Source organism: Proteus vulgaris, assembly GCF_023100685.1.
Taxonomy (GTDB): Bacteria; Pseudomonadota; Gammaproteobacteria; order Enterobacterales; family Enterobacteriaceae; genus Proteus.
The window spans coordinates 3,127,572-3,152,606 of the sequence record NZ_CP090064.1 but is presented as its reverse complement, the minus strand read 5'-3'; the positions used below and the strand labels follow the sequence as shown (position 1 = coordinate 3,152,606).

The window sequence follows — 25,035 nt, the reverse complement described above, 5'->3', positions numbered from 1 at the left end:
GTAGGGCAATAAAGCCTCTTATCACCTAGATAATTTATAAACCGATACCTTAGAGTATCGGTTTTTTTATGCGCAATTAAGGTGAGTTGTTTTATACTTAGGCAATAGTTCTTATTTTTTCATACAGTTAATAAAAGTCTATTTATTAGCTAATCTATTTTATGTAAGGATAAAAAAAGAAAAATTTTCGCCATCTCATCCATTCATTTAACGGGAAAGAGTCAATAATGAAAAAACTACGTCATACTTTTTTGGGTACTCTGCTTATTTCTGCTTTTTTTACAGCAGGAGTGTCAGAGGTTGATGCGTGTACTCGGCTTGTCTATTTAGGTGATAATAATCAAGTTATTACAGCTCGTTCAATGGATTGGAAATACGATATTGGAACCAATTTATGGATATTTCCACAAGGTATGCAACGTTCAGGAGAGGCGGGTGATAATTCAATTAAATGGGCATCTAAATATGGAAGTGTTGTTGCATCCGGTTATGATATTTCAACAACAGATGGTATGAATGAAAAGGGATTGGTTGCTAATTTATTATGGTTGGCAGAATCAGATTACCCAGCTTATACCAAAGAAAAACCAGCTATTTCGATTTCAGCATGGGCTCAGTATGTGCTAGATAATTTTGCTACCGTAGAAGAAGCCGTGACAGCATTAGAAAGTGAACCTTTTATTGTTTTAACGGATAAAGTGCCAGGACAGGATAGGATGGCAACGTTACATCTTTCTCTTTCGGATGCTACAGGTGATAGTGCCATTATTGAATATATCAACGGCAAACAAGTAATTCATCACAGCAAAGAGTATCAAGTGATGACGAACTCGCCTATTTTTTCAGAGCAGTTAGCATTAAATAGTTATTGGCAACAAATTGGCGGAACCGTGATGTTACCAGGAACAAATCGTGCATCTGATCGTTTTGCCAGAGCTTCTTTTTATGTGAATGCTATTCCTAAGGCTCAATCGAGTAAAAAATCGCTTGCTAGTGTTTTTGGTGTGATCAGAAATGTTTCTGTTCCTTATGGATTAAGTACCGTTGAATCGCCTGAAATCTCATCTACACGCTGGAGAACGGTGGCTGATCATAAGAATCAATTATATTTTTTCGAATCAGCATTATCACCAAATACCTTTTGGGTTAATTTAAAGGAAATTGATTTTTCAAAGGAAAGCGGGAAAGTCATGGTGCTATCATTAGGTGAAGAGCAATCAATCATTTATTCAGCTAATGCAACAAGCCATTTTAAACCAGCAGAGCCTTTTAAATTTCAAGGATTAGATAATATTCCTTTAAATAACTAGTCGAGTATTCACGATACCTAATATGAAATTATCCGTAATACTAAATGTGATAGAGACATCTAAAGTGACAAGAAAGATGATGTCTTTATTACTTATCTTAAATGGTATATTTATCATTTATTCAATTTTGTTGTCCCGTGGTATTTATCTGGATTGGGAAATACACGGTTTTTCTGCATGGCTTAAATCATTGGGTGTATTAAAGCTTCTTGATATACCTAAAGTGATGTTAGCTTGTGCGTTGATCTTGCTTTCAATATTTATGTATTTAGGTGCAAGGATCGCATGGTGTGTCTCTATTATTTTATTAGCTACCATTGTTTTTCTTGATGTTGCGGTTTACCAGCAAATTGGTTTTCAGGCTTACTTTTCTTTTGCTTTGGTGGTTGGATTATTAATCAGTTGGCGAGCTTTTCCACATCATAGTTTAACTAGTGCTGGCTTTGTGGCTTTTATCTGTATCCTTTCTTTGCTGTTATTCTCAATGTTAGGAAGCCTTTATATTGGGAATGAGTTTAGGCCTCATATTACAACATTGATGGATGCATTTTATTTTTCTATTGTCTGTATGACGACATTGGGATTTGGCGATATTGTGCCAATTAGTACAAATGCACGTATTTTTACACTAACTGTTGTGATCTTGGGAATAACCGTTTTTACCACATCCATTGTTTATGTCATGGGATTTCTTGCTCGAGGGACTCGTGAGATTGTTAAGAAAAGGATCGCTAAAATGCATAATCATTTTATTATTATTGGATCTTCGGCACTGGCATCACAATTAGAAAAAGGATTAAGAGAGCAGGGAAAACCAGTTATTGCGATTTGTACTGATAAAAGTAAAGCTGTTTATGATGCACAAGCAAATATTATTGAAGGTGATCCGACTAACCTTAAAACACTTGAATCCGCTAATATTGCGAAAGCCAGCTGGGTAGCAACTTTATCTGAAAGTGACGCTGAAAATACCTTTATCCTACTCACTATCCAAGAATGTTCTAATGTTGATGCCAAGTTAATTACTATTATTAATCAGGATGAAAATAGAGATAAAATCAGTCGATTACGTCCTGATATGTTGTTTTCTTTAGCGTCGTTAGGTAAAGAAATTATGATGAAGGTATTATGTGGTGAATCTATTTCTTCATCAGATGTGACAGATCTGCTTTTAAACAAATATTTAAAATCATAATTTTGTTCAAACTATCTTTACGAACGATAATGATTACCATAAGATGTATTTAAAATGCATCTTAATTGAGGTTGGATTATGGAACTTGTTAGTTATAAAACAATGCCAGAGTGGACACGAACATCAATTCCTTTGGCGTTATTAGAACGCCACAATACAAAGGAAGGCACTTATGCTCAAATGCGAGTCCTGCAAGGTAATATGACATTTGTTGTATTTAATGATGATGGTTCACAAATTTCGGTGGATTGTGATACGGAAAATCAACCCCCATTAATCCAGCCTCAACAATGGCATAAGATTGATAAAGCGAGCGATGATGTACGTTGTCAGCTTTCATTTTTATGTGCGCCAGAAGATAAACTTTTTAAAGAAAATGACTTATCACTACCACACTCAGAAGTTCGTTACATGGCAACATTGACTCAACCTTGCAAGGTTTTGGATTTAGGTGCAGGGCGTGGGCGCAATAGCTTCTATTTAGCGTCTCAAGGGTATGATGTCACCGCATTAGATATTAATGTTTCTCATATTGATGCAATTGAATCCGTTAAAGCTAAAACGGGTTTGGCAGTAAAAAGCGGTTTATACGATATAAATGAAGCTTCACTGACTGAAAAATATGACATCATTATTTCAACCGTTGTATTGATGTTCTGTCAACGTGAACGCATCGAAAGCATTATTAAAAATATGCAAGAATGTACCAATAATAATGGTATTAATGTGATTGTTTGTCCGGTTGAAACAGCAAATAGTGATCCTGCTGAAATTCCTTTTAAAACCTTTTTACGCCAAGGTGAATTAGCGGATTACTATAAAGACTGGGAAATTATTAAATATAATGAAAACCCTGGGCATTTACATAAAACAGATGCCAATGGTAATCGTATTGCTTTGAATTTTGCGACGTTAATTGCCCGTAAAAAATAATTCAGGCCATATCATTTATTTTGAAATACCCCATTTTATGGGGTATTTTTTTATCTGTTAGAGCCTGTTTTATTGTTGTGGTGATTTATCACTTTTAACGTCATCAGCTTGGTCTGTTTGTTCTTTTGTTTCAGACTTTTGTAAGATGCGCTCTAATAAAACAGTATAAATAGGACGACCACCTAATAGCTGAGCCAACATTGTCGCTCCTAAACAGGTGATTATCATTGGAAGGATAAGCTGATAATTATCTGTCATTTCTAAGACTAAAACTATTCCTGTCAGTGGTGCTCTTACGGTTGCGGCAAATAAAGCGCCCATTCCTGCAATAGCAAACGTACCAATTTGAATTTGATAATCAGGGAAAAGTAATGTTGCCATTAATCCGAAAGCGCTACCGAATAGCGTACCTAATGCCAGAGTGGGGGCGAATATACCGCCAGGAGCACCTGAGGCAAAACTGATAATAGATGTGATAGTTCGTAAAATAAAGAAAAGTAACAGTGCAATAAGAGAATATTGTCCGGTACTGAGTGCTGGAATAATGCTAAATCCACCCCCCGTAATTTCAGGAATAATTAGTGCCAATAGGCCACAAAGCCCACCAATAATACCGCCGGTTAAAACAAAACGTGAAGTTTTATCTTGGTAAAAATGTTGGAATTGAGTTTGAACATAAAAAAGCAATTTACTGAAAATGACACCAATAACGCCGAATAACATACCTAAGACTAAATATAACCAAAGCGTATTAAGTGGGGCTGATGAAAATTTACCGATATGAATAACACCGCCTTCACCATTAAATAGGCGAAAGACAATGCATGACATAATTACTCCAATAAAAACCGCTTTAATTGAAATCAGGCTGTATTTAAATTGAGGGCGCATCTCTTCAATAATAAACAAAATACCCGCAAGAGGTGCATTGAAAGCTGCGGTTAATCCGGCAGCGGCGCCGGTTGCTAATAATGTGTGACGTGATTCTTTATCTTTTAAGCGAGAAATATCATTTACTAATTGACCAATATTGGCACCCAATTGAACCGTTGGGCCTTCACGACCTAATACCATGCCTGAGCCCAATGTTCCAATACTGGCAATAAATTTTACTGGTAATACTCGCCACCAACGAACAGGGCGAATATCTATCATTGCACCTTCAATTTCAGGGATACCAGATCCCCCTGATTCAGGTGAGAATTTTTTCACTAAATAGTAACCAAGCATGGCTAAAATAGAGGAAAAGAGCAATGTAATAATCGCTAGAACATAAGGGTTGGTGAAGGTTTTGACGAGTTCTTCTTGCCTGAAGTTTATTACCCAGCTCACGCTTTTTTCAAATAAAACACCCACAAATCCAGCAAGCGAACCGACTATGGCAGACAGTAGCAGGACTTTCAGTGGCGCAAGATTGGTTTCTTGTGCTTTTCTGAATAAATTAAAACGTCGTTCATTTTGGCTATTTTGGATAGATTTACGGTTATGCATAACTTTGATTTATGTATTGTAACAATGAACATAATGATAGCGTAATTTTGTATTGAAGTGATATTTCTCACATAACGTAATCAATTTTAGAGTTAGTCGTTTTTTTTTCTAGCATATTTTCACTTTTTCATCTTTAGTGTAATTGATAACAAAAAATACATATTTATATAACATTTTGGACGAGAAAGGGTAATTTATGGATTTCATCACGAATATATTAAGCGCTATAAATGGCGTGGTGTGGGGAGTACCGATGCTTGTCGGTATTCTAGGTATTGGTCTTTTTATGCAGTTTCGGCTCGGTTTCTTACCTATTCGAAAATTAGGTACAGGATTTAAGCTTCTATTTGAAAAAAATGATAAAAGAGGCGAAGGACAAATATCGCCCTTTAATGCACTAATGACGGCCCTTTCAGCAACTATCGGAACAGGTAATATAGCTGGTGTTGCAACGGCCGTTGTATTAGGTGGCCCCGGTGCTTTGTTTTGGATGTGGATGACGGCATTAGTGGGGATGGCAACAAAGTATTCTGAGGCTGTACTAGCGGTACGTTTTCGTGAAGTTGATAAATACGGGAACTATGTTGGTGGCCCAATGTATTACATCAAAAATGGTTTGGGTAAAAATTGGGTTTGGTTAGGTACTGTTTTTGCTATTTTTGGTAGTTTTGCTGGTTTCGGTATTGGTAATACAGTGCAAGCTAACTCAGTCGCAGATGTATTACAAAGTAATTTTGGCATTTCAACTACTATTACAGCCATTGTGTTAGTTGTCTTAGTTGGCGCGGTACTCATTGGTGGGATCAAACGTATTGCCGATGTTGCGGGTAAATTAGTTCCTATCATGACTGTCGGTTATTTTGGTGCTGGTATTGTTGTTTTAGCGCTAAACGTGACAGCTATTCCTGATGCTATTGTCCTTATCGTTAAATCAGCATTTACCCCAGTTGCTGCTCAAGGCGGGTTTGCTGGTGCTGCCGTTTGGGCCGCGATCCGTTTTGGTGTAGCTCGTGGTGTTTTCTCTAACGAAGCGGGATTGGGTAGTGCGCCTATTGCACACGCAACAGCAAAAACACAAAATCCTGTTCGGCAAGGTTTGATTGCGATGTTGGGGACATTTATTGATACTATCATCGTTTGTTCTGTTACGGGATTAACCATCGTTATTACTGGCCAATGGCTAACAGGACAAAGTGGAGCGACATTAACTGCTGCATCATTCTCTATCGCTATTCCGGGTGGTAACTATATTGTGGCCATTGCTTTAGCTATCTTTGCATTTACGACTATTTTAGGTTGGAGTTTTTACGGTGAGAAATGTGTGCAATATCTTTTTGGACCTAAAGCTATTATGCCATTTCGTATTGCATGGTTGATTGCATTACCAGTAGGGGCAACACAATCATTAGAGTTTGTATGGTTATTAGCCGATACACTTAATGCAATGATGGCTATTCCTAACTTAATTGCATTAGCCTTATTGAGCCCAGTAGTTTATCGCTTAACAAAAGATCATATAAAAGATGTTAATGCTGACAATATCGGGTTAGATTTAGATAAAGAAACTCATTCAGTGAACAAAAAAGAAGCCGAAGCAGAGTAACTCGTTCTTACTTATTGGCTAAAAAAACACAACAAAAAACCGTATGCATTTAGAGTTTGGCATACGGTTTTTTTATGGTGGTAACTTAAAGTGTGAGAAATTACAGATAATAAAAAGCCTTCTGGGGAGAAGGCGAAGAGATGAGTATAGATATTATATTTATAAGAATTTAGAAAAGAGAGAAATCTTATTCTTTCATACTGATGAAGATGTTTTTCACTTGGCTATAAGCATCTAACATCATTTTATGAGTTTCACGTCCTAAACCTGATTTCTTGTAACCCCCAAATGGTGCGTGAGCGGGGAGTTCATGATAAGTGTTAACCCACATACGACCAGTTCTTACTGCTTTTGCAACACGCAAGGCACGGTTAATATCTTGAGTCCAAACACCACCACCGAGTCCATATTCTGAATCATTTGCCATTTCGATCACTTCATCTTCATTATCGAATGGAATAACACATAATACCGGTCCAAAAATTTCTTCTCGTGCAACGCGCATTTGGTTAGTTGCGTTGATGATGATAGTAGGGCGAACAAAGAATCCATCATCGTAACCTTCACCCGTAATACGTTCACCACCAGTTAAAACAGTAGCACCTTCTTTTTTTGCGAGTTCAACGTAGCCTAAGATAGTATCCATTTGATCTTGGCTAACTTGTGTGCCCATTTGTGTATTAGGATCAAGGGGATCACCGACACGAATACTCTCAAATTCAGTTTTTAATGCTTTCAAAAAGTCATCATGAATATCTTTGTGCAAGAACAGACGTGAACCTGATTCACAAGCTTGTCCTTGGTTCATTAATATTGCCAATGCTGAATATTTGACCGCTTTTTTCATATTTGCATCAGGGAAAACAATATTGGCTGATTTTCCGCCTAACTCCAGTGTTGCTGGAACCATTTTTTTCGCGGCAGCTTCTGCTACGGTATAACCCACATTGGTAGAACCTGTAAACGCCAGTTTATCAATATCTTGGTGTTCTAAAATAGCTTGTCCTACAACAGATCCACGTCCCGTAACAATATTAATTACACCAGCTGGTAATATTTCATTTAAAATACGACCTAGCTCTAATAATGAAAGGGAAGTCAGTGTTGCTGGGTTAATTACGACAGTATCACCCGCGGCAATTGCTGGCGCCAATTTCCATGCTGCCATTAATAATGGGAAGTTCCATGGAATAATTTGTCCAACTACGCCAATGGGTTCACGAATAACAAGGCTAATGGTATTTTCGTCTAGGATGGCACTTTCATCGGTATGAGAGCGTATCACGCCTGCAAAATATCGAAAATGGTCAATAGAGGCTGGTAAATCTATGTTTTTCGACTCATTGAGTGGCTTACCATTATCTAATGATTCAATCCAAGCAAAACGTTCTTGTTCTTGCTCTAAGCGATCTGCAATTTTTAATAAGAGGGCTTGGCGCTCTGCTGGAGATGTTTTACTCCATGTTTTGAATGCCTTACGTGCGGCAGTGACTGCACGATCAACGTCTTCGGCACTTCCTGATTGGTATTCACTTAATAATTCACCAGTTGCAGGGCTATAGGTTTTAGTTGTTTTTTGCGATGTGCTAGTTACCCATTCTCCTCCAATTAGCATTTTGTAGCTTTCTAGAGGACGAAATTCTGATGGAACATTATTTAATTTAATCATTTTTAATCTCCAATGTAGGGGTGAGCATCATTTAAACTTATAGTTTCATTTCGTAATACTCGTGCTAATAACATATATCAAATGAAATAATTTGATTAGCTATTGATGCAATAGGTGATATTAACTATAAAAAATAGTAATGAATATTACTGATTTAACAAAAATGAATTAACTTAATCGTTTCATCTCTCAGTCTTTATATGATTAAACAAAAAATACCCATCAGTTATTCTTCAATATTCTTTCTTATTTGCTCATCAAAGGTGTAATGCGATTAAGCAAACTGTTTAAAAAACAGGCTTTAGACTTATGTGAAATCAATAGATAAAAAAAGAGATATTAAAAGATCCACTAGAAATTGCGTTAGATCAAACAACATTTAAATTGTTCAATATTGCACTTTCTCTCTGATAAAAATGGCGTATTCTTATGTTGCATATGAAATGCAACTTATAAAAATAAAGCGTTATCTTATATTAGAAGGAATACGATATGTATTGTGTGCAATGTGAACAAACAATGAAAACGCCTGTAGGTAATGGTTGTGCCTATGCGCAAGGTATGTGTGGTAAAACAGCAGAAACTTCAGATCTTCAAGATTTACTGGTTGCTGTATTAGAAGGACTTTCTGCCTGGGCATTAGCGGCACGTAGTGTTGATATTATTGATCATGATGTAGACAGCTTTGCGCCTCGCGCTTTTTTCTCTACGTTAACTAACGTCAATTTTGATTCTGATCGTATTGTTGGCTATGCGAAAGAAGCTATCTATTTCCGTGAAAGTCTGAAATCTCGTACCTTAGCAAAAAATGCAGCGATTCAAGTCACTAATCCAAGAGCTGAAATTCAATTAGCTGGAAATGATTTAGACAGTTTACAAAAACAAGCCCAGCTTTTTGCCTTAAATGGTGATAAAGCACAGATTGGTGATGATCTTCATGGATTACGTATGCTGTGCTTGTATGGCTTAAAAGGGGCTGCGGCTTATATGGAGCACGCACATGTTTTAGGTCAGTATGACAATGAAATTTATGCAGAATATCATCGTTATATGGCGTGGTTAGGTACTGATCCTGCTGATATGAATGAGTTGTTAGAAAATGCGATGGGCATTGGCCAAATGAACTTCCGCATTATGGCTATTCTTGATAAAGGCGAAACTCAAGCTTACGGCAACCCAACGCCGGTTACTGTTAACGTTCGTCCTGTTGCAGGTAAAGCTATTTTAATTTCAGGCCATGACCTGAAAGATTTACAAATGCTACTTGAACAAACTGAAGGTAAAGGCATCAACATTTATACCCATGGTGAAATGTTACCTGCTCATGGTTACCCTGAACTTAAAAAATACAAACACTTAGTGGGTAACTATGGTAGTGGTTGGCAGAATCAGCAAATTGAATTTGCGAAATTCCCAGGCCCTGTACTAATGACATCAAACTGTATTATTGATCCTAATGTAGGTAATTACGGTGATCGTATTTGGACTCGTAGTATTGTTGGCTGGCCGGGTGTAAAACACATCACAGGTGATGATTTCTCTGAAATGATTGAACAAGCTCAATCATTAGAAGGTTTCCCATATAGCGAAATTGAGCATTTAATTACGGTTGGTTTTGGTCGTGAAACACTATTAAATGCGGCTGATACAGTAATTGATTTAGTTTCACAGAAAAAATTACGTCACGTTTTCTTAGTTGGTGGTTGTGATGGTAGCCGTGGTGAGCGTAGTTATTACACTGATTTAGCAAGAGAAATACCACAAGATTGTTTAATTATGACATTGGCGTGTGGTAAATATCGCTTTAATAAATTAGATTTTGGTACTTTAGAAGGGTTACCACGCTTACTTGATGTGGGTCAGTGTAACGATGCTTACTCTGCGATTATGCTAGCAGTTAATCTAGCTGAAAAATTAGGTTGTGGTGTCAATGATTTACCATTGTCCTTAATTTTGTCTTGGTTTGAGCAAAAAGCGATTGTTATTTTATTAACTCTGCTTTCATTAGGCGTAAAAAACATTTATACCGGCCCTACAGCACCTGCGTTCTTAACAGATAATCTGCTGGCGGTCTTAAATGAGAAGTTCGGTATGCGCTCTATTACTACACCAGAACAAGATCTTAAAGAGATCCTTTCAGCTTAATCGTTTAATTCATCATCATTGCCGAAGCCTACGGGCTTCGGTAAGGAATAAATATCCATGACGATGCCAAGTTCCCTTTGTCCTAATCGTATGCAGGTTCACTCAATTGTTCAGGAAACCCCTGAAGTGTGGACACTAAATTTAATTAATCACGATTTTTATTCATACAAACCAGGCCAATTTGCATTGGTTAGTATCAATAATAGTGATGAAACAATGCGTGCTTATACCATTTCATCTTCTCCAGGATTAAGCCCTTTTGTCACTTTAACTGTCCGCCGTTTAGAAAATGGTATCGGGTCAGGTTGGTTAACATCACAAGTAAAACCTGGTGATTATCTTTGGTTATCTGATGCCCAAGGTGAGTTTACTTGTGCAGGAAAAGAAGATGCTCGCTATTTAATGTTAGCTGCAGGGTGTGGTGTTACCCCTGTGATGTCGATGACACGCTGGTTGCTAAATACTCAACCTAAAGCAGATATCACTGTTATTTTTAATATTCGTGAGCAAAGCCAGTTTATCTTTGAGAAAGAGTGGATCGAATTAGCCAATGCGTATCCCTATAATCTCAATTTTATTATGATGCCTAAATTACCTGACAATAAAGGGATATTTAGTGGTCGCATTTCTCAAGAAAAATTAGCTGCGTTAGTACCTGATATTGCGAGTCGCACTGTTATGTGTTGTGGCCCAAATAGTTACATGGAAGATACAGGACGTTTTGCAAGAAATCTTGGCGTACCTGCTGAGAATATCTTTATGGAACGTTTTGGTGATGAACCCGTTTGCGTTGATGAAAATGAACAATTAACCATGACTATTCGTCATCCATTATCGCAAATTAAAGTTCCTGTTGGTGTCACTTTGTTAACGGCAATGGAAGAGAATAAAGTACCCGTTTTTGCTGCTTGTCGTGCAGGTGTTTGTGGCAGTTGTAAAACGAGAATTGTTAGTGGTGATTATGATGTTTCCAGCACCAGTACATTAACGCCTGAAGAGATTGCGCAAGGTTACGTGTTAGCGTGTAGTTGCCGTTTAAAGGGTGATGTTGAGCTAGCATAATCGCTTTTTATTAAACTCTTTCCTTCTATTCTTCTATTTTTTTGCCCTGTTAATTTATTAACGGGGTTTTTTATGTCTATTCTTCCCATTAAATGTGGCATTAATCTGGAAAATACCCCCCTTTATTTTAATTTAAACTCCCTTTTTATTTATTCAGAATAATAAGAATATTGAAATGGGAGAGTTAATAAAAATATATTTTAATCAGTGTGGAGTTTCCTTATAAACATTCTGCTATTATTTAAACCATTGATTGGGTAAGGGGGGATATATGAAAAAATTGTTAGTTATTTGTTTATTTAGTGTCGTGTTATCTGGCTGTGAAAAACCTCAACAAACCCTTGATGGCTCTAATGTAGAGTCATTACGTATGTCAATTGTTGAAATGCGTAATTCTCTCCCCCTCGATGAGCAAGCGCGTTTTGATGAAGCAATAGAATTAGCGATCCTTAATGATATTAATTTTAATGATTTAGTGATTGCAGGGCGTCATAAGAATGGCGATATGATCACCCGCAAAATGTGCCAATCATTAGATGGTAAAACAGTAAAAGAGATATTTTCACAGGCAGAAGAAATAAAAGTGCAAAAATTAGCATTTAAATAATCAATTAATAAACAGATTATCTCTGATTATGCGATTTTCACTTTCGTAGAAGAGGTTTATTTCTTTTTTATATATTAGTTCCAAATGGAATTATATTATTTAATTGTATGATGAATATTCTTGGCGTCATTTTCAATAGAACTTAAACAAAATCGTTATCGTGCTTTCCATTATAGTGTGAGTGGTTATAATGCGCGCCGCATTCGCAAGAAAATGGCAGTATCTCGTTAGGCGAGGCTCCTATACAAACACAGGTTACTGATCTGACGACGTCGAGAGACGCCCAAGATTAGGACAGGATATATCGACCGAAGGTATATCCCCATGTAACTTCCAGTATTCATCGGATACGTTGTATAGTGCTAAAACCGAGACGTGTAGATAGCTTTTGCATTCTCGCTTCTGGTTTCGCCCCTATGGAGAACTGATTTGCTAAACACAAACAGTAATAGGGAACCACAAAAATGACTTTCAATACTCAAAACAAAATGGATGCTGTCTTAGTTGCAGATGCATCCTTAAACACACCACAAAATAATTCAACACAAGATCAATACAATCGTTTAAAAGATGATACAACGGTTAGCGCATATATGAGCCAGTCTTATATTGCGGTTTCTGTTGCCGATTCAGTTGAGAATGTAAAAACCCAACTGGTTAATGATTTAAAAGATGAATTAATTCCAACCTATCTCTATGTTGTTGATAAAGATAATTATCTTAATGGAATTTTACCTGTTAAATCATTATTAACCGCGGCAAATGATCTGTTTGTGTCTGATGTTATGCGTCAAACTTTTTTCTCTGTATCACCTGAACAGAATCGACATGATGTGTATCAATTGATTAGCCATAGCGGTTTAGACAGTGTGCCTGTGATGCATTTTGGAAAATTAGTGGGTGTGTTACGTCCTCAAGATATTGCGGAATTGATTGAAGATGAAAATACCCTTGATGCACAGATGCAAGGGGCAACGTCACCATTAGAGCAGCCTTATTTAGAAACCAGTCCAGTAACATTATGGCGTAAACGTGTTGTATGGTTATTGATGCTGTTTGTGGCAGAAGCGTATACCAGTACGGTATTACATGCTTTTGAAGATAGACTAGAAGCCGCTATTTCATTGGCATTCTTTATTCCATTACTGATTGGTACTGGGGGAAATAGCGGAACACAAATTACCTCAACGCTTGTTCGTGCGATGGCGTTAGGTGAAGTTAGCTTACGCAACGTGTGGTCTGTTTTAAGAAAAGAGATAACAACATCTATCATGGTTGCGTTAACCATGGGGATCGCAGGTTTTGTACGAGCTTGGTTCTTAGGCGTTGGAATGGAAGTGATGATTGTTGTTGGATTAACACTTGTTTCCATTACCGTTTGGAGTGCAATTGTTTCGTCTGTTATTCCAATGGTATTAAAGCGTTTAGGGATTGATCCAGCCGTTGTGTCAGCACCGTTTATCGCAACGTTAATTGATGGTACAGGTCTTATTATTTACTTTGAAATTGCATCTCATGTGATGAGCGAGTTTGCCTAAGACAATCCTACATATTCATTTTCAAGATAAAGCCGATGTGATTTAACTAACACATCGGCTTTATTTTTATCTACACGAGTTCGTGTTCTTTAAATTGCAAAATTGACTGACAATGACGGCAACGATATTGAGTTTCACCACGTAATACCTTGTTATGACGTCGAATTGTAAGCTGATGTTCTTCTTCACATTGGCAAGCATAACGAAAGGTTTTGGCTTTAACGGTACTAACATCAAAATGATGGGTACGTTTAGCCGAAACGCCTAATACTGTTTCCATCATCCATTTCCACTCTTTTCCATGAGGCGCTACGCGGCCGAAATGGCGATTAACTAATAAGTGCGCCAGTTCATGAGGAATAACTTCCTCAATAAAATTCTGTTTATTTTCAATCAATAATGTAGGATTAATACGGATTTCCCAATTTGCATAATAGGCACTGCCTGCAATAGTTCCTCTCTGATTATAATGTAGAGTAGGTTCTGGGTAATTTGTATTAAGATAAAGATTAGCCTGCTGCAATTTTTCACGCAGTGTTCGCATAACGCTTTGCACTAAGGCGATGGGGACTCTTACCGTTTTCATGTTACAGAGCATATAGCGCCTTATACAAACACGCAATAAAAAGAAAACTTGCACAATATATAAATTAACATATTATTAAAAAGTATATTGATTATGGAGTTTACCATGACACAACGAGTTCAACCTGATTTATTAGATGCAATGAAATTGGCGGCTAATGAAGCGTCTAGCATGCTTAAGACGCTAGGGAATGGCGATCGCCTCTTATTATTGTGTCAATTAAGTCAGGGCGAAAAAAGTGTGAGTGAATTAGAAGAAAGTTTAGGTATACGTCAACCAACACTTTCTCAACAACTGACTGTTTTACGCAATGAAGGATTAGTGAATACTCGTCGTGATGGGAAACGTATCTTCTATTCTATTGCTGATGAAAAAGTATTAGTGCTTCTTAATACGCTTTATCAGCTTTATTGTCCTATAGCAGGTTAAGTTATGAATATAGATTGGGTTCACTTTACGCCTTTAAGTGCGGCAATAGGTGGACTAATGATAGGTGCGGCTGCCGCTATTTTATTGTTATTTAATGGTCGCATCGCAGGAATAAGTGGAATTTTAGGTGGTATTTTATCAACAAAACAGCAGGGTAATGGTTGGCGTTGGGCATTCTTAATTGGCATGTTAATCGCACCGACACTGTTTTATTTTTTTGATAAACCTTTAGCGCCAGTGATTGAAACATCGCCTTGGATGTTGATTATTGCAGGTGTGCTGGTGGGAGCCGGTACACGTTTAGGTAATGGTTGCACTAGCGGTCATGGTATTTGTGGATTAGCTCGATTATCGCGTCGTTCTATAGTTGCTGTGATAGTGTTTATGGTGACGGCTTTTATCACTGTTTATATTCAGCGTCATGTAATAGGAGGCTAATAAAATGACAAAGTTCGTTGCTTTTCTTTGTGGCCTTCTATTTAGTGCAGGGTTGATCGTGGGTGGGATGAGTAACCCGCAAAAAATCTTAGGATTTTTGGATATTACAGGAAACTGGGATCCTTCTTTATTGATAATCATGGGGGTGGGTCTTGTTGTCAGTATTATTGGCTACCAATTAACACGCCGTAGACAACAAAGCATATTAGCCTGCCCTTTAAATATTCCAACCAATAAGGTTATTGATAAACCTCTCGTATTGGGAAGTGTGTTATTTGGGATTGGCTGGGGATTAGCTGGGATTTGCCCAGGCCCAAGTTTGGTATTAGCGGGTGCGGGATTTTATCAAGGTATTTTATTTGTTCTTGCAATGATTGCTGGTTGGTTGTTAGTCGGTTTTTTGCGTAAAGCACCGTAATGGTAATGTAATCTGTCTATATTTGTGGAAATATTAAACGGGAAGCTCTAGGCTTCCCGTTTGTGTCTGACGAGTTGAACATTATTTAAAGTCAGCGTAAGGGATCAGCGGATTCGGTGGTAAATCTAAATCTCCGTTCCAGCCATCAAAAGAATAACGTAAATACATTAATGCATGGCTAGGGGTATAGTTTTTAGCTTGTTGAATATCGATAGCTGCACCGATAAACCAATGCGGTGTAATGCGATGTTCAACTAATGCTCTTGCGGTATAACCAACGCCAGTACCTGAGTCACCTTCATCAACCGCATTGCGCTCTTGATAATAAAGTTTCATCATTTCTTCTCGATCTTCGGGGCTAAGTTCATTCATATAGCGATTAAACTTATCGACGGAGACGAGATTTTGTAAGGGATAGCGTTTTCTGTCATCAGTTTGGGAGTAGGACCAAGAAACAGAACCTGATAATTCCCAAGACCAGTTTTCAGTGCGTTCACGATAATTAATCGGTATTCCCAAAGAAACATATTTTTGAGGGCTATAATAACCACCTTGGCCTAAGGTATAGCCACTTAAATCTTTATCGTAATGCCAAAGCATCGAACTTAATCCTACGGAAACCCGACGATTATTTTCATTGATAACTTTGTAATAGTAGCCGCCCATACCTCGGATACTACTATTATCTTCAACGTTTTTACCAGTGAGTTTATCAACAGAAATCTCCCCCCAATAACCGTCTTTTCCACCAAGATCATAACTTCCACTCAAACGGATACCGGTTCTTCTTACCCCCCCCCACGTTTGGTTTGTCCAAATATCTCTTTGCCCACCAAAAGCAAGTAAAGAGCTATTAACCGGGCGACGATGAATATCAAGTGTCCAACCAACATTAAAAAGATCATGACTATAGGCAATTTTACCAACCCAGTCTGTCACTTCAAAACCTAATGGTGTTGTACCCAGATCCCACTGCCATTGTTCATTTTCCCAACCAATTGCAGGACTGACACCAAAGGCTTTTTGCTCTAGAGGAAAGCAGCCTGTACGGTAACAAGTTCCAAATTTAGAGTCATAAGGTGATGTGCCAAGTTTACCACTGTTGAGATTGACTAAATCTGCCCGCCAAAAAAAACGGCCATCATAAACAGGATGATCAAGTTGTAACATCGTAGTGTGAGCACGTAATTTTGAATAGCCTTCACTTCCACTAGAGCCCCAATAATCATGTTCCAGTGTAAAACGCCATTCTTGCTGGCGATAGAGTGATTCTGCATCGGCACGTAAGCTTCGAGATAACCAATTATCTTTTTCGTCATTACGCATTAATGTGGTGTATTCAATATTATCGTTGGGCAATCTATCTGTTATTCCGTCTTTGATCATGGCTTGTTGATAATAATAGTGGGCTTGTTGACGGTGTTGTCCATCACGCTGAAAACGTGCAATATCGCGTAACACTAATGCATCAGCACTATCCGGCTCTTTTTCGATTTGTTGCGTTAAATACGCAAAGTAATGTTGTGCTTTTTCTGTATTACCCACCTCTTTTTCTGCATTAGCAACGCGCCTAAGAGAATTGCTATTAAATTGGTTGGGTGAAAGGGTTTCAATTTTAGCAAGATAATATTTTGCCTGTGCTTTCTTCCCTTGCTCTAAGGCAATATCTGTCGCGCCTAATAATGCAGTTTCATTGTTGGGCTCTAAATTGAGTGCGGTATGATAATAACTTAAGGCTTGTTCAAGGTTATTTCGTTCTTCAGCCCAATTGGCTAATAGTAAATAAGTCTGTATTTTTTGCTCTGGTGGAATATGAGCAAAAAGATAATCAACGGCTTGTTGTTCTTGTCCTTTTGCACGTAGAGACTCAGCATGTGCAAATATTTCACCAGAACGTAATCGGCTATCTAACGCTTTCATACTTTCACTACGTTGAGATAAAGGGATCATTTTTAGTGTATCAAGAGCCTGTGTTTCTCGGCCTGTTTTGTTCAGGTATAGCGCATAAGCATAAAGGCGAGATGCGTCATTAGGGAGACGACGATTTAATTGATTAAAATATTCTTCGGCAACGTTGGTTTGTTGTGTCATTAATAAATCATCAGCAAGACGATAAATATTCCAAACATCATTAGGATAATCTTTAGCGATCGCCTTACGTTTTTCAATGGCACTTAGATATTGCTCTTTATGCTCTTCATCGGCAGCTAAATCTTGTCTGATACCAGAAATGATATAACTATAATCTTCCGCTAAATTTTTATATTGTCTTGGCGTTAAATGGGAAATAAATTGTTGTGCCTTTTCATGGGACTGTTGGCGATAAAGCTTCGCTAAGCTATGTAAAGTGGCAGGATGATTGGGTTGATATTTTAATGCCTGTAAATAATGTTTTTCCGCTATCTCCAATTGGCGTTGTGCGACAGCGATATCACCTAAGCCAAGATAAGGTTCACTTTCATAAGGGCTTAATTTATTAAGTTGATTGAAATAGCGCTCAGCTGTTTCATAATCTTGTTTTAATAGGGCATCATCTGCTTTTGAAAGCAAATACCAATATTGATTAGACTGCAACATTGTTCGCCATTGACCACTATTATCATGATTTGGCGCTAATTTTAACGCCTGAGAAAGATAATAAATTGCTGCACCACGTTGATTAGCACGAGAATAGCGTATCCCCAAGGCACCTACAATATCAGCATTATCAGGCTGCTGGCGTACTTTTTGCTTCAATGTAACGAGAGGCAATGACGAAACATCAGATTTAGGCTTTATGCTTGCCATACTACTTGTTGTTGCCATCGTTGTTTGTTGCTGATAAATACTCGCTATTTTTGCATTTTGAGAGTATTGACGATAAACCTGATTGAGTCGCTCTATTTTATCCTCGAGTGAGGATTGCATTAGCACTTGGATATACTCTAGTGCTAAGGTTTCATCAGGTGGCATTCCCCGATAGATTTCATCGTATAAAGTTAAGGCATCATCATAACGCCCAGCGGTGCGATAAAGCTGGGCTCTTTGTAGTTTTTGCCGATTTTCATCTGTTGTTAATGATAACGTTTTTATTGCACGCTGATATTGCTCTGATTGTGGAAATTGAGTGCCTAATTGAGTAAATAACAGTTGTGTTTTTGCACTGTCTTTCTGTTTTACAGCAAACTGAATTTGCATTAATAGGATATCAGGATCATTGGGTTTAATTAAAGATAAACGATGTAGCGATTGAGCCACTAAAGCTTCATTTCCTGTGGATGTCCCTAATCTAACTTGCTCTTGCAAAAAGGCTTCAGTTGTTTCTTCACTGGCTTGTGTGACAGGCAAGAAGCCTGTCAGCACAAAGAGAGCAATAATAGATTGTCGATGCGAGTGACCAAAATGCCACATAGCCTTAGTCCTTAGCCGCTAAACGACGTTGGCTTCTTATTTTCATTGCTCGCCAAATAAGAAGAGAGACAAGAATAATACCGATGATTGCCGCTAAACCAAGCCAGACTGGGTGAGAAGCAAAGACATACCAAACTTCCTCCCACCAAGGTAAGTAACCTACGTAATATGTATCACCAACACGTAAGCTATTAACGCCAGATTCTCTGACTAATACCACGGAGCCATGCATTGCATCACGTTTACCGCTATCACTAATAGCTTCATTTAATAGCTTGTAACCTTGGGTACTGTCAGCTAACAGCGCGACCACGCTACGTTGTGAAAAGAACGGTGATTGGAATCCGATAATGGCGCCCATTGATCCCTTAGAGGTCAATGAGATCCGACTATCAGGACGTTTATCTGTCGGTTGATAGCTAGTATGACTAAATATACTGATCTCACGAGAAGGCAATGTAATTTCACTACGTGCCTTATCAATCAATACGTTCATCTGTTTGTCATTATTTAATGCGGGTGGAATAGTCCCAATGAGGAGTAGGTCGGCATCCCTTTTTTGCAGCTCTTCTAATGAATCAGTTAGCGAAACATTAAGCGCTGGGTAGCCTGTTTGAGCACCAATATTCCCTGTAGAGATCAAAAGAGTCGATAACTGCGTCGGTGACGGTTGCTGATTGACAAAAATTAGTGTTTCAGAAAGGTCGGCATAACGGCTAAACGGGAAGCCTGCGTGGCTGTAAACACGTAAATCAGGTAAGGCAATATAATGTCGATAATCACCTGTAAAATTAAAACTGGATAAATCATCAATAGCAACAGCGTTTGGAACGGGTTGATAAGTAATACACTGGTCAGCTGAACCTCCCGGTATTGGATTAGTGTAATCAAATGCAAATGTAATTTGGTTACGTTCACCTAATTTTACTGCAGGGATATTCAATAAATTTTTATGCTCAATCCAACCTTGAATAAGCGGTAAATAAGCAATGACAAGATTGTCTTTTTTATCTTTTTCGAGAGGATAGGACTTAATAAAATGGTCATTTACTGAAATAGACATGCGAGAATTATCTTGAAATGCAGGTGCGGTATAGCGATAACGCAATTGCATTTGTAATCCCGTATTATTAAACATAAAGAGATCAGGTGGTAAGGTCATATTTAACGTAATCGGATTAGGTTTTAATCCCCGTGATTGCAATTGACCTGCATAATCTTGTAACGTATTAAAATAAATAGGTTTATTTAATTGTACCCATTTGGGTGCATCATAAGGCTCGCGAGGGATAAGCTTTTCTACTTCATTGATAGTGACAACATTTCCTCTAAAAATAACTTGCCCACGAGCGATGCCATTTACAGCAGTGATCAAATCATTATCATCACGTCCCATAATAAGAAGTAATTTGATATAAGGATTTGTTGGATGTGTCAGCATCTCGATAGTGGGAGCATTAACATCAGCATGCTGTTTTAAAAATTCAGGTTTTTGTTTATTGGTCGCAAAAACAATACTGTGTTGATTTGGTAATGCATCGTAATACACAGGATAATTTTGCTGACGCCAATCGACTTGAGTACCAAACCAAGAGGTGAGTATTGCAGCCGCTTTTTGTTGAGTGAGGTTAGGTGATTGGTTGAAAACCATCGGTAGAGTTATTGAACCGAAATCACGACTATCAAAGAATGGCTCAGGAAAATGCGCTAATTCATTACTTAAACGGAGTGACTGAAAGGTCAGATTTAATTGACTATTTTTACTGACGTCAAGCCAAAGCGTAGTATTGGCTTGGTTTTCACAAATTTCACGATAGTGACCAATAAAAGAGAGTTTTATATGGTTAAAATCTTGAATGAAAAGTGGATCAATCGGTAGGGTAATCTGATTTTTCTTACCTAAATCTTCTGGTTTTAGAGTAATAACCCCCATCATTTCATCGTTTAAATAGACATTAAGATGAGACTCGACAGGGAGTAAAGACGGCGAAGGAGTGAATTCTAAATCTAGGGTCGCCTTTGAAACATATTCATCACTCCGTACACCAAATTCTAAATAGCCATCTGGGCTGACTCCGGTTAAATGAATAGCGCCATAGCTAGGGGCTGTATTTGCAAATTTCAGTATTTTTTGACGTACAGAAGGTGTTATATCACCAGATGACAATGGTGTATTTACTGGTTCTGCTTGAGAAATAATTTCAGATGTTGCTTCAGTTATTGTGACCGGTGGCACTGAAGTATTCGTTTGCACTTCTTGCGTTTCATCTCCATGAACTGAAGAAGTCAGCATAAATAAGGCAAGTATGAGAAAACGTTTTTTCATTATTGTTACCCAATGATCTTATTGTTTATTAATAAATTCCCAAAAAACGGAGTTTTCCTTTAAGACTGATGCAATATTTTTGAAACATTAACGTGTTGAGGGAGTAAAGATGAAAGCCACAGCAAAAAGAGGCCAAGTAGGCGGAAAGTGGCATAAATAAAGTAAGGTGCTCGTTTTAACAAGGTGTTATAGCCTTGCATGCTGATGAAAATAATATTTTTTAGACTATTTAAAGGTTTATCCACAGGAAGATCGTGTTGCCAATCAGCCCAGGTATCAGCTCTATCAAAGGTACAAGCTGTAAAATCAATGGCTTTTTGCGTGGTCATTTCAAGTAGTTGCAACCCAATAATTTGTCCATCTATACGTGAAATATTGGCTTTAAAAGCATGCTCTCGCTGATTTTGGCTCAACAGTAGCGTGATATTTTCATTTTGAGGTAAAGAGAGAGTGACATTATCAGGCAATAAAATAGCGCAGCTATTATCAGAGAAATCATAGAGATAGCATCTGTATAGAGCTCCGTTGTTTAACAACAACATAGCCGGAACCTTGACTCTAACGCGAGGGAAACGGCGTTGTTGTTTAGTTTCAACAGAAACGGCAATTGCAACACCTAGTAAGACAAGGTTATAGCAAACCCATAATAAACACATGACAGCAGCCCAAACTTCGTCAGGATCGCCAGTTGCTATACGCCAAAAAGCAAATAAAATGCCCAATAAATTGAGATTGAAAAAGATTAAGTAAGGGCGGTTAATATTCCAATCAACAAACCCTTCTTCCATCACTCCGCCTTTTTCAGTGACGTTGAATTTGCCTTTATATGGGGAAAATAGTGTGCTTAATACAGGTCTAGTGGTGTACCACGCTAAAATTGTTTCATAGACCTCACCCCAAAATGAGTGGCGATAAGCACCTTGTAATTTCGCACTTGCCAGAGATATGTGGATCAAATATGGCACAACGTATAAGGCGATAGCGATAGCAGGCGCATAAATGATATAGGCGTGAAAAATAAGAAATGTCAGAGGGGCTAATAAGAAAATCATACGAGGAATGCCTGAGAAAAAATGCAACATGGCATTTAAATAACAGAGGCGTTGAGGAATGCTCAGTCCTTTACCGAATAGAGGATTATCGAGGCGAAATATTTGTACCATACCTTTTGCCCATCGAATACGTTGCCCTATATGTGCTGATAATGATTCAGTTGCTAGCCCAGCAGCTTGTGGTATACGGATATAGGCAGATCGCCAACCATGGCGATGTAAACGTAATGAGGTATGCGCATCTTCGGTGACAGTTTCAACAGCAATACCGCCAATTTCATCTAGTGCTGTGCGGCGTATAACTGCGCAAGAGCCACAGAAAAATGCCGCATTCCAAGTATCATTTCCATCTTGAACTAAACCATAAAATAGTGTGCCTTCATTTGGTGTTTCACGGAAATTGCCTAAGTTACGTTCAAATGGATCGGGTGAGAAAAAATGGTGAGGTGTTTGTACTAATGCCATTTTTTCGTCTTTTAAAAACCAACCCATCGTAAATTGTAAAAATGAACGTGTTGGAATATGGTCACAGTCAAAGATAGCGACAAACTCACCTGTTGCGTGTGTTAATGCATGATTGATATTACCTGCTTTGGCAAAGTCATGTTTTTCACGTGCGATATAACGAATACCCACTTCTTGTGCAAATGCTTTAAATTCAGGGCGATTACCATCATCAAGTAAATAAATAGAGAGTTTATCTTTAGGCCAATCTAAATTTAAGCTGGCATAAATAGTGGGTTTAACCACTTGCAGATCTTCGTTATAGGTGGGGATAAAAATATCGACACTTTGCCATTTTGTAATATCTTCAGGCATAGAAACTGGGTTTCTATGCAGTGGCCAAATACATTGCATAAAGCTGAGAAATAGCACACACCATGCGTAAGTTTCAGCAAGTAACAGCAGTAAACCGCAAAAAAGACTAAAATTATCAACCCAATACAGCGTAGATTGATAACGCCACCAGATATATCGACATGCAATGGTGAGTGCCAACATAATCATGGCAATGGAGGCCAAGCGACCAGGGATCTCACGGATCGCCAAAGCTACTAACCAAAGAACAATGACAAAAACAAATTGGAAAGTGAGATCAAATGGCTGGGTAATACTCAGTAAAATAAAGAAAATAGCTAAAACAGCAATGGCAGAGTAAAGCAAATATTGCCAAATGGGGGTGTTTTTTTTCTTGTGTTGAATGATTTCAATTGCAATAGGTGAAACCTGAACAAAGAATTTTTTGTATAGGTTTCGGATATGGGAAATAAACTGAGTTGGTTTCTTTACCAATAAATACCCAATGTAATGACATGTCAGCCAAATACTTTGTAATAAATAGCGTAAGGGATCGAAAATTTTAGGGCAACGAGGGTTAATATGAGGAAATAACTCACGCTGTTTTCTAGCTATTTTTCGCCAAAAAGGTGATTCCATTCGTAAAAAAATCCACATAATGCCGATAAATAGCTCGTTAACAATGGCTGCACTACGAGAGGCTCCGTTATGGCGATAGAATTTGTAATAACGAATAAGAATGTGTTGTGGCACATTCTTTTCTGTTTTTTGCTTGGCATCGAAAGATGATGGCATTATGGCTGTCCTTCTTTCCTCTCTAATAACGGAATACACCATTGGGTTAGTTGTGTAATTTCTTCAACTAACATGCAATTGGCTCGATAATCATATAAAGGTAAACGTGAGGCACAGGCTTCTAATGACGCCTCATCTCGATGAAGAACCATTGGGCATAAGGGAAAAGAAGTAGTTTGCCAAAATTGATAAAAATCTTGGTGAACTTGGCTAGTTGCTCGAAATTGATTAATGAGTATGTACTCATTTTTACTAAATTCATGTTGATTTAGGCGGATATGGCAGTTGCTTTCAGCCATTGCAACAGTGAAAAAAATAGCTGCTTTTTCTATCCAAGGGGTAAATAACGTATCTTGTGTATGTTGCAAGTCCATTAAAATAATGGCGTCTGGATGCAGTTGAATAAAGGATGATAAAAAGTGATTGAAATGCTGTTTTGCTGAAAATGATAACTGTAAGAGTAAATTATCCTTCGTGTTAACAAAACCAAAGGGTAAAACTTGATAGTGTGATCGATAGCTAAAAAGACACTCCTCTATAGGGGTTTGTGCCAATAATGCCTGACTTAATGTGGTCATTTCTTGCTGTGCAGGGAAATAATAAGACAAAATACTTTCAGTGCAATTATCAATAATAAGCACTTTTTTATTTTGTTGGTTAAATTGCCGAGCAAGAGCAATTGCAGTGGATGTTGTACCCACTCCGCCTCGTATCCCTTTTAGTACAATAAGTGGCATAGTTAGCCTCATTTAGTCATGTAATGAAATGCATTGAGTAATGGCCATCGATAAATAAGCACACTATTTTCTTCTTCTTTATTAATATCCTGATAGTGATAGTTATTTAATGAAAATAATTTTTTTAATTTATCGATGTCCTTATTTAGATTATTTTTTTCTATTTTTATATTTGAGTTAATAAAAGTTTCATTTTTCATATTAATAACCTCTAGATAAAAACAAAATAAATCCTTTCCAGGATTAAATTCCCGGCAAAAGAATGTTTAATTAATCTTGTTTACTAATTATTTAAAACTTCCATTTTAGAATATGCTTTAAAAATAATTATTTCAATTACGTAAAAACACATAAAATAGATATTTATTATCTTTTTTATGTAATGGGTGGTTATTGGTTTTTCTTTTTAATTTATATTTTGTTTTTTTAATAATTGACTTTTCAAATAATGAACAAATGAGTTTAACTGCAAAATAAGGCAAAGAAAAAGAATTGTAAATTGCCTGTTTATAA

Annotated in this window: 19 protein-coding genes and 1 riboswitch; of the genes, 11 read left to right on the top strand and 8 right to left on the bottom strand. The window is 37.6% G+C overall.

Features of this window, described 5'->3' with window-relative positions:
• The first annotated feature begins 224 nt into the window (after positions 1–224).
• From LW139_RS15105 to tehB, 3 genes are all read left to right on the top strand, one after another.
• On the top strand, positions 225–1,310 hold the full coding sequence (locus tag LW139_RS15105) for a linear amide C-N hydrolase (protein ID WP_247851222.1): 1,086 nt from the start codon (positions 225–227) through the stop codon (positions 1,308–1,310).
• A 22-nt stretch (positions 1,311–1,332) separates the two neighbouring features.
• Positions 1,333–2,505, top strand: a complete 1,173-nt coding sequence (locus tag LW139_RS15100) for an NAD-binding protein (RefSeq protein ID WP_166540909.1) — start codon at positions 1,333–1,335, stop codon at positions 2,503–2,505.
• A gap of 78 nt (positions 2,506–2,583) precedes the next feature.
• Positions 2,584–3,438 (top strand): SAM-dependent methyltransferase TehB, encoded by an 855-nt coding sequence (tehB, locus tag LW139_RS15095; RefSeq protein WP_109407498.1) that lies wholly within the window; start codon positions 2,584–2,586, stop codon positions 3,436–3,438.
• A 69-nt stretch (positions 3,439–3,507) separates the two neighbouring features.
• On the opposite strand, the gene clcA is transcribed toward tehB, so the two are convergent.
• Positions 3,508–4,929, bottom strand: a complete 1,422-nt coding sequence (gene clcA / locus LW139_RS15090; protein ID WP_210813064.1) for a H(+)/Cl(-) exchange transporter ClcA — start codon at positions 4,927–4,929, stop codon at positions 3,508–3,510.
• Between the two features lie 196 nt (positions 4,930–5,125).
• On the opposite strand from clcA, the gene LW139_RS15085 reads away from it, so the two are divergent.
• On the top strand, positions 5,126–6,532 hold the full coding sequence (locus tag LW139_RS15085) for an alanine/glycine:cation symporter family protein (RefSeq protein WP_109407496.1): 1,407 nt from the start codon (positions 5,126–5,128) through the stop codon (positions 6,530–6,532).
• Between the two features lie 187 nt (positions 6,533–6,719).
• Here the strand turns inward: LW139_RS15085 and LW139_RS15080 are convergent, their stop codons facing one another.
• Positions 6,720–8,201: an aldehyde dehydrogenase family protein gene (locus LW139_RS15080; protein WP_166540907.1), complete on the bottom strand. Its 1,482-nt coding sequence runs from the start codon at positions 8,199–8,201 to the stop codon at positions 6,720–6,722.
• 492 nt (positions 8,202–8,693) lie between these two features.
• Here LW139_RS15080 and hcp point away from each other — a divergent pair, with 492 nt between their 5' ends.
• The 4 genes from hcp to mgtE all read left to right on the top strand — a co-directional run bounded on the left by hcp (position 8,694) and on the right by mgtE (position 13,553).
• Entirely contained in the window at positions 8,694–10,346 is a 1,653-nt protein-coding gene (hcp, locus tag LW139_RS15075) for a hydroxylamine reductase (protein WP_072069297.1), read from the top strand.
• Between the two features lie 57 nt (positions 10,347–10,403).
• Entirely contained in the window at positions 10,404–11,408 is a 1,005-nt protein-coding gene (gene hcr / locus LW139_RS15070) for an NADH oxidoreductase (RefSeq protein WP_166540906.1), read from the top strand.
• Positions 11,409–11,679: 271 nt separating this feature from the next.
• Positions 11,680–12,015, top strand: a complete 336-nt coding sequence (locus tag LW139_RS15065; RefSeq protein ID WP_247850153.1) for a DUF6694 family lipoprotein — start codon at positions 11,680–11,682, stop codon at positions 12,013–12,015.
• A 216-nt stretch (positions 12,016–12,231) separates the two neighbouring features.
• Positions 12,232–12,403: riboswitch (M-box (ykoK) riboswitch) on the top strand.
• 76 nt (positions 12,404–12,479) lie between these two features.
• Positions 12,480–13,553, top strand: coding sequence for a magnesium transporter (gene mgtE, locus LW139_RS15060; RefSeq protein ID WP_109407492.1), 1,074 nt, complete (start codon positions 12,480–12,482; stop codon positions 13,551–13,553).
• Between the two features lie 70 nt (positions 13,554–13,623).
• Here mgtE and LW139_RS15055 read toward each other — a convergent pair whose 3' ends face one another.
• Entirely contained in the window at positions 13,624–14,139 is a 516-nt protein-coding gene (locus LW139_RS15055) for a SprT family zinc-dependent metalloprotease (RefSeq protein ID WP_247850152.1), read from the bottom strand.
• Positions 14,140–14,244: 105 nt separating this feature from the next.
• On the opposite strand from LW139_RS15055, the gene LW139_RS15050 reads away from it, so the two are divergent.
• Genes LW139_RS15050 through LW139_RS15040 form a run of 3 tightly spaced genes read left to right on the top strand, consistent with a single transcriptional unit; the run spans position 14,245 to position 15,424 of the window.
• Positions 14,245–14,568, top strand: a complete 324-nt coding sequence (locus LW139_RS15050; RefSeq protein WP_036912417.1) for an ArsR/SmtB family transcription factor — start codon at positions 14,245–14,247, stop codon at positions 14,566–14,568.
• Positions 14,569–14,571: 3 nt separating this feature from the next.
• Positions 14,572–15,006 carry a YeeE/YedE family protein gene (locus LW139_RS15045; protein WP_006533791.1) on the top strand — a complete coding sequence of 145 codons (435 nt, stop codon included), beginning with the start codon at positions 14,572–14,574 and terminating at the stop codon, positions 15,004–15,006.
• A gap of 4 nt (positions 15,007–15,010) precedes the next feature.
• Positions 15,011–15,424: a DUF6691 family protein gene (locus LW139_RS15040; protein WP_227335851.1), complete on the top strand. Its 414-nt coding sequence runs from the start codon at positions 15,011–15,013 to the stop codon at positions 15,422–15,424.
• 81 nt (positions 15,425–15,505) lie between these two features.
• On the opposite strand, the gene bcsC is transcribed toward LW139_RS15040, so the two are convergent.
• From bcsC to bcsR, 5 genes are read right to left on the bottom strand one after another with little or no spacing between them, the layout of a single operon-like run.
• Complete coding sequence (bcsC, locus tag LW139_RS15035; RefSeq protein ID WP_247850151.1) at positions 15,506–18,814, bottom strand: cellulose synthase complex outer membrane protein BcsC; 3,309 nt, start codon at positions 18,812–18,814, stop codon at positions 15,506–15,508.
• Between the two features lie 4 nt (positions 18,815–18,818).
• Entirely contained in the window at positions 18,819–21,140 is a 2,322-nt protein-coding gene (bcsB, locus tag LW139_RS15030) for a cellulose biosynthesis cyclic di-GMP-binding regulatory protein BcsB (RefSeq protein ID WP_247850150.1), read from the bottom strand.
• 59 nt (positions 21,141–21,199) lie between these two features.
• Complete coding sequence (gene bcsA / locus LW139_RS15025) at positions 21,200–23,785, bottom strand: UDP-forming cellulose synthase catalytic subunit (RefSeq protein ID WP_247850149.1); 2,586 nt, start codon at positions 23,783–23,785, stop codon at positions 21,200–21,202.
• Entirely contained in the window at positions 23,785–24,522 is a 738-nt protein-coding gene (locus LW139_RS15020; protein ID WP_227335848.1) for a cellulose synthase operon protein YhjQ/BcsQ, read from the bottom strand. Before LW139_RS15020 ends, bcsA begins: the two co-directional genes overlap by 1 nt.
• An 8-nt stretch (positions 24,523–24,530) precedes the next feature.
• Positions 24,531–24,722: a cellulose biosynthesis protein BcsR gene (gene bcsR, locus LW139_RS15015; RefSeq protein ID WP_166540900.1), complete on the bottom strand. Its 192-nt coding sequence runs from the start codon at positions 24,720–24,722 to the stop codon at positions 24,531–24,533.
• Positions 24,723–25,035: the final 313 nt, after the last annotated feature.

What these genes read in the sequence shown, in the direction of transcription:
- LW139_RS15100 (WP_166540909.1), top strand. Translation starts at nt 1,333, where the DNA reads ATGAAATTATCCGTAATACTAAATGTGATAGAGACATCTAAAGTGACA.
- tehB (WP_109407498.1), top strand. Translation starts at nt 2,584, where the DNA reads ATGGAACTTGTTAGTTATAAAACAATGCCAGAGTGGACACGAACATCA.
- clcA (WP_210813064.1), bottom strand. Translation starts at nt 4,929, where the DNA reads ATGCATAACCGTAAATCTATCCAAAATAGCCAAAATGAACGACGTTTT.
- LW139_RS15085 (WP_109407496.1), top strand. Translation starts at nt 5,126, where the DNA reads ATGGATTTCATCACGAATATATTAAGCGCTATAAATGGCGTGGTGTGG.
- LW139_RS15080 (WP_166540907.1), bottom strand. Translation starts at nt 8,201, where the DNA reads ATGATTAAATTAAATAATGTTCCATCAGAATTTCGTCCTCTAGAAAGC.
- hcp (WP_072069297.1), top strand. Translation starts at nt 8,694, where the DNA reads ATGTATTGTGTGCAATGTGAACAAACAATGAAAACGCCTGTAGGTAAT.
- hcr (WP_166540906.1), top strand. Translation starts at nt 10,404, where the DNA reads ATGACGATGCCAAGTTCCCTTTGTCCTAATCGTATGCAGGTTCACTCA.
- LW139_RS15065 (WP_247850153.1), top strand. Translation starts at nt 11,680, where the DNA reads ATGAAAAAATTGTTAGTTATTTGTTTATTTAGTGTCGTGTTATCTGGC.
- mgtE (WP_109407492.1), top strand. Translation starts at nt 12,480, where the DNA reads ATGACTTTCAATACTCAAAACAAAATGGATGCTGTCTTAGTTGCAGAT.
- LW139_RS15055 (WP_247850152.1), bottom strand. Translation starts at nt 14,139, where the DNA reads ATGAAAACGGTAAGAGTCCCCATCGCCTTAGTGCAAAGCGTTATGCGA.
- LW139_RS15050 (WP_036912417.1), top strand. Translation starts at nt 14,245, where the DNA reads ATGACACAACGAGTTCAACCTGATTTATTAGATGCAATGAAATTGGCG.
- LW139_RS15045 (WP_006533791.1), top strand. Translation starts at nt 14,572, where the DNA reads ATGAATATAGATTGGGTTCACTTTACGCCTTTAAGTGCGGCAATAGGT.
- LW139_RS15040 (WP_227335851.1), top strand. Translation starts at nt 15,011, where the DNA reads ATGACAAAGTTCGTTGCTTTTCTTTGTGGCCTTCTATTTAGTGCAGGG.
- bcsC (WP_247850151.1), bottom strand. Translation starts at nt 18,814, where the DNA reads ATGTGGCATTTTGGTCACTCGCATCGACAATCTATTATTGCTCTCTTT.
- bcsB (WP_247850150.1), bottom strand. Translation starts at nt 21,140, where the DNA reads ATGAAAAAACGTTTTCTCATACTTGCCTTATTTATGCTGACTTCTTCA.
- bcsA (WP_247850149.1), bottom strand. Translation starts at nt 23,785, where the DNA reads ATGCCATCATCTTTCGATGCCAAGCAAAAAACAGAAAAGAATGTGCCA.
- LW139_RS15020 (WP_227335848.1), bottom strand. Translation starts at nt 24,522, where the DNA reads ATGCCACTTATTGTACTAAAAGGGATACGAGGCGGAGTGGGTACAACA.
- bcsR (WP_166540900.1), bottom strand. Translation starts at nt 24,722, where the DNA reads ATGAAAAATGAAACTTTTATTAACTCAAATATAAAAATAGAAAAAAAT.